The sequence below is a fragment of the Paenibacillus sp. 22594 genome, assembly GCF_052044425.1.
Taxonomy (GTDB): domain Bacteria; phylum Bacillota; class Bacilli; order Paenibacillales; family Paenibacillaceae; genus Paenibacillus_AQ.
Genome location: NZ_JBQENA010000010.1, coordinates 126,326 through 138,506, shown reverse-complemented (window position 1 = coordinate 138,506; position 12,181 = coordinate 126,326). Strand labels below are relative to the sequence as shown.

General features: G+C 48.4%; 9 protein-coding genes. 4 read left to right on the top strand and 5 right to left on the bottom strand.

Features of this window, described 5'->3' with window-relative positions:
- Nucleotides 1-38: 38 nt before the first annotated feature.
- Entirely contained in the window at nucleotides 39-1,340 is a 1,302-nt protein-coding gene (locus tag ACTJKB_RS25745; protein WP_440837188.1) for an McrC family protein, read from the bottom strand.
- Nucleotides 1,341-1,345: 5 nt separating this feature from the next.
- A complete protein-coding gene (locus ACTJKB_RS25740; RefSeq protein ID WP_440837187.1) occupies nucleotides 1,346-3,247 on the bottom strand; it encodes an AAA family ATPase in 1,902 nt (633 codons plus the stop codon).
- A gap of 523 nt (nucleotides 3,248-3,770) precedes the next feature.
- On the opposite strand from ACTJKB_RS25740, the gene ACTJKB_RS25735 reads away from it, so the two are divergent.
- Nucleotides 3,771-4,352: a ClbS/DfsB family four-helix bundle protein gene (locus tag ACTJKB_RS25735; protein ID WP_440837186.1), complete on the top strand. Its 582-nt coding sequence runs from the start codon at nucleotides 3,771-3,773 to the stop codon at nucleotides 4,350-4,352.
- On the opposite strand, the gene ACTJKB_RS25730 is transcribed toward ACTJKB_RS25735, so the two are convergent.
- Both ACTJKB_RS25730 and ACTJKB_RS25725 read right to left on the bottom strand, forming a co-directional pair.
- A complete protein-coding gene (locus tag ACTJKB_RS25730) occupies nucleotides 4,280-4,576 on the bottom strand; it encodes a hypothetical protein (RefSeq protein ID WP_440837185.1) in 297 nt (98 codons plus the stop codon). The two genes, ACTJKB_RS25735 and ACTJKB_RS25730, sit on opposite strands and share 73 nt — an antisense overlap.
- Before the next feature lie 2 nt (nucleotides 4,577-4,578).
- Nucleotides 4,579-6,132, bottom strand: coding sequence for a glycosyltransferase family 39 protein (locus ACTJKB_RS25725; RefSeq protein WP_440837184.1), 1,554 nt, complete (start codon nucleotides 6,130-6,132; stop codon nucleotides 4,579-4,581).
- 185 nt (nucleotides 6,133-6,317) lie between these two features.
- Here ACTJKB_RS25725 and ACTJKB_RS25720 point away from each other — a divergent pair, with 185 nt between their 5' ends.
- From ACTJKB_RS25720 to ACTJKB_RS25710, 3 genes are all read left to right on the top strand, one after another.
- Nucleotides 6,318-7,307 (top strand): DUF4003 family protein, encoded by a 990-nt coding sequence (locus ACTJKB_RS25720; protein WP_440837183.1) that lies wholly within the window; start codon nucleotides 6,318-6,320, stop codon nucleotides 7,305-7,307.
- A gap of 153 nt (nucleotides 7,308-7,460) precedes the next feature.
- Entirely contained in the window at nucleotides 7,461-9,236 is a 1,776-nt protein-coding gene (locus ACTJKB_RS25715) for an ABC transporter ATP-binding protein (RefSeq protein WP_440837182.1), read from the top strand.
- Entirely contained in the window at nucleotides 9,223-10,998 is a 1,776-nt protein-coding gene (locus ACTJKB_RS25710) for an ABC transporter ATP-binding protein (protein ID WP_440837181.1), read from the top strand. Before ACTJKB_RS25715 ends, ACTJKB_RS25710 begins: the two co-directional genes overlap by 14 nt.
- A gap of 116 nt (nucleotides 10,999-11,114) precedes the next feature.
- Here the strand turns inward: ACTJKB_RS25710 and ACTJKB_RS25705 are convergent, their stop codons facing one another.
- Nucleotides 11,115-12,020 (bottom strand): GNAT family N-acetyltransferase, encoded by a 906-nt coding sequence (locus ACTJKB_RS25705; RefSeq protein ID WP_440837180.1) that lies wholly within the window; start codon nucleotides 12,018-12,020, stop codon nucleotides 11,115-11,117.
- Nucleotides 12,021-12,181 lie beyond the last annotated feature (161 nt).

Below are 12,181 nucleotides of genomic sequence, written 5' to 3'. Positions count from 1 at the left end.
ATTCCATAATCATTCTTCATTCGATAATATCTCCTATATTATACACTGATCTCCTCAATTAGAGCACCCAATTCCCCTATACTGCCGCTTCCCAAGGTCAAATCTATGAAGTAGATTCGAACCGTAACTCCGTCATTGCTCCGGTAAACGATGGGCGCTGTAATATCGGATAATTCAGTTGTCCACGGGTAGACGAGAATCACAGCACGGGCGTTGTATTTGCTATGATACGTATAAGCTTGGTACATGTCGGATTGAGAGATGCCGTAGTCTCTGAAAGGAGATAACCGTTTCCATTTGGTATCCAGAACTACTGTGCCTTCACCGCTGCCCACAACAATATCAGGGCGTAGCGAGAACCGGCATGGATCGTCATACAGATGATGACGGCGATCCTGTGTCTTTAGCGAGGTACCAGGATACTTCAAAACTCCTCTTAGTTGTCCGGCAACATAACTCTCAAATACCTTCTCCATCGGGAATAATAACGCGTAGGCCACCCCGCTCCCCTTGAAAGGAGTATAGCTGCTTCGATTGAGGAACACTTTGCACCACTGCAGGATCTTCACGTATTCACTCATATTCCGGTCGGAAGTCACCTTGGCGAAATCCTGAGCATGATCTAAGGATAGATCTACGGCATCAAAAGCAGCCAACAAGGTATTTAAATCCTTTTGGTTCTTTGTGCTGGAACAGATTTTCCTCAAAAGCTCTATTGTTGTTTTGATTAGACGGTTCTCAGGTCGATTAATACTGAAGATGTCGTATTCGATATAGAAGCGTTCCTTGTGCGCCGCATTTAAGCGAATATGTTCAGAGAACTGAAGTTTTCCTTTATAGAAATATTCGTTATCCTGATGCCCGGTGTACGCAGACTTCAGGCCACGCTTGACCAGCTCATAAGCCTCCTCAATGAACATTCGAATGAAAATCTCCAGAATGCTGTGCTTCTCCAGATTCAGGTTCGAGAGATTAAAGTGCTTAAAAGGCATGTCCTTAAGGAACTTCAGCATATGCAGAAATATCTTCTTGGTGTCCTCTTCGGAGCTTGCGTCGGTGCGGGAATAAATCTTGGGTAGAATCTCTATTTCCGTCCCGTTCGTCATGGTGATCATCCCCACATAGTTGCGGGCGCTGATGACTTTACCGATTCCCCGTTTACTTGTTACTGTCATTAATTCTGTAGCTTCTGTCTCAGTAGCTGACACCTGACGGTTCGATATCACGAATTCCTCTAGTTGATCGAAGACAGACTCAGGAAGCACCTGATAGCTTGCAGATGTTATATTTGGATTTTTGGTAAAAGAATCATATTCTTTAAGCGTATATTTCATCTTCATCGTTGTCACACGTTACTGTAAATCTTGAGATACGCCGCAGCACGGGTGAAGGCCTCTTCATTCATCATATAAATCACCTCATTCTCCATATCATAGCCGCCTGAATTACCAAACAGTTCGTTCGCATTCAGTACCTTTTCTTGGATAAACTGGTCTTCTTTACTTTTGTAATTGTCTCCCAATACCAGACGGATCTTATCATAATCCTCATAGAAATACTCCTGCAGCAAAGGGATGATTGCATTACGGAAAATACGGCCCAACTGCTCCAACGACGAGTCAGCATCCAACGCCATAAAATAAGCATGCCCAAGCATATGCTCCCGGTCATACAAGAACTCTATCCGCTGATTGATCCTGTCCAACATGTCAGAAAGCACAATCGTTCCTTCATCCGTCTCCATTTCCTGCAACATTTCCGGCCTTGGCATCATCTCCACAAAATGAAATCGGCGGCGCAGAGCAGTATCCAATCGGGCAATTGAGCGGTCAGCCGTATTCATAGTCGCCATAATATAGACATTACTCGGAACTCCGAAATCCCTCTGCGAATAAGGCAGGCGCAATCTAATTTCTTCCATTTGTCCGATCCGCTTCGTGGATTCAATTAATGTAATTAACTCTCCAAAAATCTTGGAGATATTGCCACGATTAATCTCATCAATAATGAACACGTAGTTATTACTGTTCACCTCAATAGCTGTGTTCAGCACTTCATTCTGTTTCTTCATCATATTCAGGACGTCTGCCAGAACAATCCTGTTCAGTCGATATACAGACCCTAATGTCATCACCTTGTTCCCGTTAAGCTCATAAATGTTCTCACGGATATCCTTGGCCAGCCACTTCACGTTGCGGGATCTTTTGTAGTCATCCATTGCATCCAGCCACTCATATTCACCGGTTACAACACCAATCGCATCAATGGTTTGCTCATCAAGCAGTACCAACACAATATCACCGATTACCATTTCGCTGATGAAGCGTGACAGAATGGTCTTGCCCCCATAGTCCTGAAAATCAGTCTCCTCTGTAATTCTCTCCCCATAGGAATCCCAGCCGATGCGTATTCTATTATGATTGAAGCAGTCCCGCTTGACCGAGTTCTCCCCTGAGCCTCCCAGTGAAACCTTCCAGATTGTCGGGTTCTGCCGAATCCCATAAGCATTATGGTCTTGAATCACAGGGGTCTGCGCTCTTTCACAGAACTGCTTGAAGACTCCTGCCTTGATCTCGTAAGCAATCTGATCGTTACTCTGTTCCGTATCACTATCCGGCAGTATCTTGGGCTTAATTCCTTCGATAAATTCCTCGTATCCATATGATTGATGAAAGGTTGTAAATTCGATTTGCCCATTCTCTTTGTAGACGCGATAGCGTGTTAGTATGGCCTCGTAGTTACCAAATTCGGCCTCTTCGAGCACGGTTTCTACAGTCTTGTTCTCAATGATAGCAACGGCATAGGCCACTGTATTATAGGTTTTCCCAGTTCCAGGTGGACCGTATAGAATGATATTTTTATCGATATAATCTGCTTCCTGAGCTGGTGTTGATTCTTCTATAGAGACATCGCCCGGTACATAGACTTCACTCTCCTGCTCACGAAGAAACTCTTCGTAGTGCACAAGCGTGTACTGAAAGGCTCTATTCGCGGCCTTTTTGTTCACTTGCTCGAAGTTCCCGGCCCCTTCCATCAGGAGCCTCATCTTATGAAATCGATCAACCGAAGTGACCTCGAATATATCGGTAGTTTCCAGCTCAATGCCTGCAAGTCTTGCTGGCGCCGTCGATAATGAAGAAACATATGAGCCCACCGTATTTTTTGAGTACAATTCACCGTTTGATTTGGTTTTTTGCTTCAACCAATCTGCATATCGTTTTTTTTGAAGTTTAGAAAAGTCACTCATTATATTAGGCTCCTCTGCTACAAAAATCCTGCTTTTGGAAACTATTATAATATGACATTGGTTTAAGATACCAATATTTTCATGCTATATGATCTGAAGCGAAGTGGAAAAAGTAAACCTAATTCCCTGAAATCGCGACTACAAAGGGGATTAGTTGGATTTTGGACACCTAATTCTAGACGATTTCCACCTTTCGGCTGGTTTCAGCAGAATTAGTGAGACTTTTTCCAACTAAGAGTCCTCCACGAATCCAATGAGTTCAATTAGTGATACTTTTTCCACTAAGAGCGGCTGCAATCCCCTCAATTCCCCAATTCCTCTCAATTTCTCAACTCCTCAATTCAACTCGATACACACACTCCCAAACTATCTAAATGCCAAAAGAAAGCACACAGAAAACCCGGCTACTCTCCCATCGCGGAGGTAACCGGGTTATGTATTAATCCATACCAATAGGATAAATATGACATACTGCTGTCACTGCTCTATGATATAACAAAAACAAAAACGAGGTGCGAAAACTATGGCAAGCTATGAGTATTTGTCCAAGGAGGATCTACTAGAGGCCATTCACACTAAATATATCATTCTGGATGCAGAATTCGAGGACATCGATAACAGCCAGAAAGATGTGAGAATACCGGAAGTAGATAAAACGCCTGCCGAGGTCATCGCCTACCAGATAGGCTGGCTTCAGCTTGTTATGGGCTGGGATAAGGATGAACAGGAAGGCCGGGCCGTGAGTATGCCCTCCCCGGGCTACAAATGGAACCAGCTTGGCGGACTGTACCAGTCTTTTTACAGAACATACGCCGAATATTCCCTTCCCGAGTTGCGGGACTTATTCCGGCAGATGGAACAGCAGTGGTTAGACTGGGTGGGCACTTTAACGGAAGAAGAGCTTTTTACGCAGGGCATCCGGCATTGGACCGGCAGCAAAGAGAACTGGCCGATGGCAAGATGGATTCACATCAATTCGGTGGCACCCTTCACCAGCTTCCGGGCAAAGCTCAGAAAGTGGAAGAAACACGTTCACTTGGTACCCGTTGATCCGCTGGTTGATCCGCCCGTCGATCCGCCCGTCGATCCGCCGTCCGTCCCTTGACCGCCGTTTCTTTGCGTCCCGCCATTCATGCCAGGAAAGCCGCCGTTCCCCCGGCCCCCACCATTAAAGTTCTTGCCGCCGTTCATTCCCGGGAATACGTTCATCCTTGAACCGGAGTCGGTACTCGGGATTTGTTGGGCGGTAATGGTGTCACAGGAGACAAGCACCATGGAACAGCTAAGCATTAGAAGCAGCACTGATATATAGGCTCTCTTGCTCCGCATCCCTATGACACCTTCTTTCTGAATATATAGTCGTATACGTCCTTGAATCCCATGTAGGAAAATATAATCAGCAGCGGATACACCGGATAAATATAGCGGGACTTGATCTCCCACAACAGATAGAATCCGATGAACCCCAGAATCACCAGAATCAGAGGGGTTTCGGTATACCGTCCAGCCTTTATTCCGCCGATCAACCGAACAAGAATTCCAGCATACATCACCATATTCAGGACATACATCATCCAGATCATTCCTCTTCTAGCATCCGAATCTCCCTTGAACCAGTCCGATGCAAATGTAGTATATACATAGCGGTCCATGACAAAGCCCATTCTTCCGCCATTGCTGGACGAGCCGTCATTGCCTATCCCATACCGCTCCATCTGATACGTGCCTTCGGTCCAGGTCCATATCAGCTTTTTATAATACATATTCACTAACTCGCCCGCCGTGGCCGCAGAGAACTTATTCGCGATGGATTGCTTGAACAGCTCCGTACTTTCCGCCTTGTTATAGCCTGCATCCTGCTGGTAAATGCGGTAGCTCTCCCGGTTATCCCAGAAGCCGAACGTCTCCAGATTGATGCCCATATTCAGCCACATGTAGACAGGCGCTGAGTTGGTATTGACCGGTTCTTCCACAACATGTGTTGCCTGCAGCACAGCATTTTGCGTCCAACCCGGAACATTGAAGAATACAACTGTGATGCCTGCTGCGATGATGAGTTTTTTGAGCCCCAGGGTCTGCATGTGAAACAGAAGGGTTAGCAGCACCGTAATCAGAAAAATAACGCCAATACTCCGGAAATAGTTCCCTACTGCCAGCAGAATAGCTGCGAAGAGGATATCCCTCAGTGAATGAGTTCTTATGAATCGTATTGCAAAATAGAATGCGCTGGTCAGAAAAGCGGTGGCAATCACGTCGTTATAGATGAGATTACTCATGAACAATGAGGGGATGTAAGTGGCGGCAAACACCAGGACTCCATAGTCATTACGCTTGGACTTCATGTTGAACTCTTTGTACAGCAAGTAGATCATTAGTGTAGTAACCAGTGAAAACAGGATATTGAAACCCTTGATCACCAGATAATTATCCGGAAACAGGTACAGCAGTGTCTTCAAATACAGCACGATGGAGAATTGGAACGGAAACATATGCAGATAGCCGCTTGTCTCAAAGGAAGAATAATCGTTCCGGTACAGCATATCCATAGCCAGTGAGAGCACCGTCTGGGAATCATCCGTGGGCAAGCGGGTGAACAGGAAGATGATCACGATTTGGATGGCACAAGAAAAAAGCAGCGTGAGCGGAATGACAATCCTCGGACGGTACTTATCGAGCTTCAGGCACATTCTATACAGAACGATGCTTGCAGCAAGGACGACTAAGATCAGCACAATGAACATAAGCAGCTTCTGCCGTTCCAGAACCGGCGTGTCGCCGTATGCAAAATAGTTGTACTCCGCCCGGAGAAAAAAGGAGGAAGCGATAAACAGGCTTATAAAAAGAGCCAGCATGACATACAATGTTCGTTGAATTCCCTTGACCATGGACAACCTCCCTAGCGGCAGTGCCAGTGTTGTATTTATCACATGCCTGGATATATAGAAGCAGTATAATGGTCCAATCTGAAAATTTGATGAAAGTCACGCAGGTCTGAACAGGAACGGCAGAGAATGAACATACGTAAGAGAGCATATGAAACTAAATACGGTCTAGATAAGGAGTGTATCCGATGAAAGAACCCTATTCGGCCAAGCTTGAATTATTTGCTGAGAATGCACAGCGGATCAAAAAAGGATTTGCCTGGAAAAATGCGCAGGTTAACCGCCTGGCGGCACTGCTGTATACTGCCGAGAACAAAATAGCCGACAGTGACGCGATTCGTGCCAGCTATGAATTGATTAAGGAACATACCGGAAGTTTTTCTACATTTAGAGGCACTACCGCAATCAGCATTGCCGCCCTGCTCTCCCTATCTGCTGAACAAGAACGGCAGCTCACAGACACATTGGCTGTCTATGAAATGCTCAAGGATGCCAAATTCAGAGCCTCTGACTATCTTGTCGTGGCCGCCTATCAGATCGCTGTGAATACAACTTCAGATCAATATCAAAGCACAGTGGAACGGGCAAAAGCGTTCTATGACCGCATGAAGTCCAGACACCCTTTCCTTACGGGTCGTGACGACTATATCTTCGCTGCCATGCTTGGCCTCTCTGGTATCGATGTGGAGAGCGGAGTAGAACGGATGGAACAGCTATATGCTGTGCTGAAACCCGAGTTTCTGTCCGGAAACAGCGTACAGGCACTGACGCAGGTGCTGGTTCTTGGGGAAGATGCCTCGGAAACAGCGGCCCACGTACTTGCCCTGCGCGAGGCGTTTCGCGCAAGAGGACTCCGGCTGGATAAAGAATATACCCTATCCTCTCTTGGCGTATTATCGCTGCTGCCCTGCACCCAGGGGGAGATCGTGAATGATGTCTCGGAGACCTATGAGTTTCTGCGCACCCAAAAGGGCTTCGGCAGTTGGTCCATTACGAAGCAGGAACTGCTCCTGCTGTCGGCTGCTATGGTAGCTTTCAAATATGTAGAAGAGGCTAAAAACGGTGTGGTGACCACGACGCTGACCACCAGCATCACCAACATTGTCATCGCGCAGCAGACTGCTATTGCCGCCGCTGCCGCCGCATCGGCGGCCAGCGCATCTTCAGCTTCAAGTTAGTCCTTTGGTTGCGCATTCAAAAGTTCAATCGATTGTAACAAGAAAATTATTCAATTCCAGTTACTGGTTGCATGTAAGTGTTATAATCACTTTGATTTATTCACTCACTCCTGTATGGCAGGGGTGAAAGAACATGCAGAAACAGGTGATCAAATGTTTGAACTGAAATGGCTGTGGCAGAATCTGCAGGGAAACCGGACCCGGTATATTCTGGCGCTATGTCTATCGGTGGCGGGCTCAAGTCTGACGATTGTGAATCCGTACCTCAGCCAGCGTATCGTCGATACGTTCATTGCCGGAGACGATGCCGTGCAGAATCTGACGGATAAGCGCGGGCTGCTCATCATGCTCTGCCTGGGGATGATCGGCTTTTCCCTGCTGCGCACAGGTCTGGCTTATTTTACGACCATGCAATATGAGCGTTCTTCGCAGAACATGCTGTACCGCATCCGCATCTATTTGTACAACAAGATTCAAGGACAGGACCGGGAGTATTATGACCATAACCGTACCGGTGATCTCATGACCAAGATGACAGGGGATCTGGACATGGTCCGCCACTCGATGGCGTGGATTTTCAAAACGATCATCGAATCGCTCACGATTTTCGCGGCCGCCGTGATCTATTTTTTCAGCATCGATGCCGGCCTGACGTTGTGGATGCTCACCCTGTCACCGCTAATTTTTGTCGTAGCCTACATATTTGCTAAGCATGTACGCCCCATGTATGTGGACCTTCGCGAGCGGCTGTCTCAGCTTAACACGACCACACAGGAGAATATTTCCGGCAACCGCGTGGTCAAGGCTTTTGCCCGTGAAGCGTACGAAATCGAGAAATTCACTGAAAAGAACGTCAACTTCTCGACCGCGAACAAAAAAGCCGCGCTTGTATGGCTCGATTACTTCCCGTATCTGGAAACCTTTGCCCAGGGCTTCAACGTCATCCTGATGCTGGTGGGCGGGCTCTACCTGATGGATGGCCGGATCACCTTTGGCGAATTCGCTGCCTTCTCCTCACTGGTCTGGGCCATATCGAACCCCATGCGCAACATCGGCATTATTATCAACGACATCCAGCGCTTTTTTGCCAGCTTGACCAAGATCGTCGAGATCTATTACGCCCGGCCGTCTATTGTCAACGAGCATAAGGCTACCACCAAACGCCGCTATGAAGGCCGGATCACGTTCGAGCATGTCACCTTCAAATATGACAGCGCTACAGTTCTGGATGATGTCAGCTTCACGGTAGAGCCCGGCGAAACCATTGCAATTATGGGTTCGACAGGGTCAGGCAAAACAACTCTCATCAATCTGATTCCCCGCTTCTATGATGTGTCCGGCGGGCGTGTGCTGGTAGACGGGGTTGATGTCCGTGAGCTGGAGCTTGACGAGCTGCACGGCAATATCGGTATGGCCACTCAGGACGTTCTTCTGTTCTCCGATACCATCGACGGAAACATTGCCTATGGCGAACCCGAGCTTCCAGAGGAAGAGGTCGTAGCCTATGCCAGACTCGCAGCCGCCCACGATTTCATTGTCCGGATGCCTGAAGGGTATGATACCGTGGTCGGGGAGCGCGGTGTCGGCCTGTCCGGCGGGCAGAAGCAGCGTATTGCGCTCGCCCGCGCCCTGGCCGTCCAGCGGTCCATCCTGATTCTGGATGATACCACCTCCGCTGTGGATCTGGAGACGGAGGAGCACATTCAGAACAGTCTGCGCGGGCTGAATTATCCCTGCACGAAGCTGATCATCGCGCAGCGGGTATCCACCACTGCTGAGGCTGACCGCATCCTTATCCTGGATGGCGGACGGCTGATTGAAGAAGGCACCCATGCCGAACTGCTGGCACAGCGGGGTTATTATTATGATGTATTTATGCTGCAGAACGAGGGTATTGGAAGGCAGGTGATGGCTCGTGGCCAGGAATAAATTCGACGTCGACGAGAATCTGGAGTCGCCTTTTGACATTAGGCACTTCCGCCGTGCGATGATCTATATCAGGCGGAAGAAGACGCCGATGATTGTCGCATTTATACTTAGCGCCCTCTCGGCAGCCATCGCATTGTCGGCACCGCTGATCCTGCAGCATGTCGTAGACGTAACCATCCCCGCCAAGGAGAAGCTTCACTTGCTGGGGTGGTCGCTGCTGATGCTGCTGACCATCGTGGTCAGCGTCATTCTGGCTACCATCCGCTCCCGGATCATGACGAGCGTCGGGCAGGATATTATTTTTGACATCCGCACGGATTTGTTCGCACATTTGCAGGAGCTGCCCTTCAAATATTACGACGACCGCCCGCAGGGTAAAATCCTGATCCGGGTCGTGAACTACGTCAACGCGGTTTCCGATGTGTTATCGAACGGGATCATCAACTTTATTCTGGAGATTGTCAATTTAATCTTTATCGCCGCCTTCATGTTCGCCGTGGATGTGAGGCTCTCCTTCGTCATTCTTGCAGGACTGCCTGTGTTCCTAGGCATTATGCTGCTGATCAAAACCCGGCAGCGGCGCGCATGGCAGGCCGTATCCAACAAAAGCTCCAATCTGAACGCCTATACACAGGAGAGCATTACCGGTATTGGCGTGACACAGATCTTTTCCCGTGAGCAGCAGAATGAAGGGATTTTCACACGCCTGTCCGGCAATTTCCGCAAGGAGTGGATGCGGGCGGTATCTTACAATATGCTGATTCCTTTTTCGGTAGATAACCTGTCCACCATCGTTACAGCCTTGATCTTTCTTGTAGGTCTGCTGACCCTGGACCCCAAGGACGTAACCTTTGGTGTCATTCTGGCCATGAGCAGCTACGCTGCCCGCTTCTGGCAGCCGATTCTGAATCTCTCGAACCTGTACAATAACTTCATTAATGCCGTAGCCTATCTGGAGCGTATCTTTGAAACGCTGGATGAGCCGGTTACCGTCAGTGATATTCCGGATGCTCAGGAGCTTCCGCCCGTTCAAGGCCGGGTCACCTTCGATGATGTGACCTTCGCCTATGACCCGGGGCTCAACATTCTGGAGAATATCTCCTTCGACGTCAAGCCCGGGGAGAGCATTGCCCTTGTTGGACCGACAGGTGCAGGCAAAACAACCGTCGTCAATTTGATCTCGCGTTTCTATGACTTGACCGGAGGACGAATTCTGATCGACGGCCAGGATATTTCGCAGATAACGCTAAAGTCTCTGCGCAGCCAAATGGGGATCATGCTCCAGGACAGCTTCATCTTCTCGGGCACCATTCTGGACAATATCCGTTACGGGAAGCTCGATGCTACCGAAGAAGAAGTCATCGCTGCCGCCAAAGCGGTCTGTGCCGACGATTTCATCCGCGAATTCGATCAGGGCTACCTGACCGAGGTCAATGAGCGCGGCTCCAAGCTGTCGCAGGGACAGCGGCAGCTCATCTCTTTTGCCAGAACGCTGCTGGCCGATCCGCGGATTCTCATCCTGGATGAAGCCACTTCGTCCATCGATGCAAAGACGGAACGTCTGCTGCAGAAAGGCCTGAACGAACTGCTCAAGGGACGAACCTCATTCATTATTGCGCATCGCCTCTCCACCGTTAGGAACTGCGACCGCATCATGTATGTATCGGACAAAGGTATCGCGGAGAGCGGCTCGCATGATGAATTGCTCGCCCGCCGGGGTCTGTATTACCGGCTGTATTCGGCGCAAAAGATGGAAGCCTGAGACAAGTAAGGCTCCAATAGCAGAAAGAAAACCCCGGTTCCAAGAACCGGGGTTTTCTTATGTCCCTTTGAGTCATAACAGGTAATCCATTACACGTCCGGCTGTCCGCATCCGGTTTAACTGATCTCATAGCCAACCGTAAGTCTAAATCCATACAGCTCGTAGCTGATCTGCGTATAGAGGCGAATGGCCTTCTGATTGTTTCCATGCGTGCCCAGGGTCGCGATGGTTTTCCCCTGCGTTTTCAGGTAATCCAGTGCAGTACAGATGATGCTCCGGGCAATGCCATGCTTCTGCCATTCCGGAGTGACAAATACATTCTCCGTTGCACTTCTCTCCTCTGATATTCTCCAGGTCGAGGTATTGGCGATCAACTCGCTGCCATGAAACGCACAGAAGTTGACCATTTCCTGCGCTCCCTGCATCCAGCTTAATTGGTTCATGCTCCACGCCACACCGTCAAAGGAAGCAAGTTCCGCTTGGTGATACTTCTCCAGAGCCTCACTGTTATCCAGTACAAAGGGCTGTACCTGCACACCATCAGGTAATGGATACCTCGGAATCTCCTGCTCCAGATCATACTTGAACACCACAATCGTATCAAAGATGGTAAATCCGCGTGCGAGATAATAGCTCAATTCTTTTAGGTTATCCGTGTCAAAATAGTTAGCCAACACAATACGCTTATTTGGATACTGCGCTTTGATGTCTCTGGACCGCCCAATCAATGCAGCTGTCAGAGCATCCTTGATACGCCCATCTTCCCTATTGTCCGCAAAGATAATATCAAAAGTCAGATAGCGGACAAAGCTGCTGTCATCCGCCTGCCGGACCGCATGAAAGGTATCATGCTCCATCAGATGGGCCACGGCTACAATTTCCCCAGCTCCTTTGACTGCGCAGAACATATTTTGCTTATCCATATCGCCATGATACAGAAACAGCATGTTAAGAACAAAATCCAGACTTTCAATTTGCACTGCATCTTCCTCTTGCGGGTTGCGGATTACAAAATCATCCATTTACGAACATCGTCTCCTATCATTTGGAATACTATAATCTAAATAATGGGCTTGCAGGCTCAATCCGGCAAGGTAGAGTTTCAATATAGGCATTTTCACCTCAAAGATGAGAATATCGCTCCATGATTAAAATTGTGCAACAACCGATTGGAAATGAGCAA

What these genes read in the sequence shown, in the direction of transcription:
- ACTJKB_RS25745 (WP_440837188.1), bottom strand. Translation starts at nt 1,340, where the DNA reads ATGAAGATGAAATATACGCTTAAAGAATATGATTCTTTTACCAAAAAT.
- ACTJKB_RS25740 (WP_440837187.1), bottom strand. Translation starts at nt 3,247, where the DNA reads ATGAGTGACTTTTCTAAACTTCAAAAAAAACGATATGCAGATTGGTTG.
- ACTJKB_RS25735 (WP_440837186.1), top strand. Translation starts at nt 3,771, where the DNA reads ATGGCAAGCTATGAGTATTTGTCCAAGGAGGATCTACTAGAGGCCATT.
- ACTJKB_RS25730 (WP_440837185.1), bottom strand. Translation starts at nt 4,576, where the DNA reads ATGCGGAGCAAGAGAGCCTATATATCAGTGCTGCTTCTAATGCTTAGC.
- ACTJKB_RS25725 (WP_440837184.1), bottom strand. Translation starts at nt 6,132, where the DNA reads ATGGTCAAGGGAATTCAACGAACATTGTATGTCATGCTGGCTCTTTTT.
- ACTJKB_RS25720 (WP_440837183.1), top strand. Translation starts at nt 6,318, where the DNA reads ATGAAAGAACCCTATTCGGCCAAGCTTGAATTATTTGCTGAGAATGCA.
- ACTJKB_RS25715 (WP_440837182.1), top strand. Translation starts at nt 7,461, where the DNA reads ATGTTTGAACTGAAATGGCTGTGGCAGAATCTGCAGGGAAACCGGACC.
- ACTJKB_RS25705 (WP_440837180.1), bottom strand. Translation starts at nt 12,020, where the DNA reads ATGGATGATTTTGTAATCCGCAACCCGCAAGAGGAAGATGCAGTGCAA.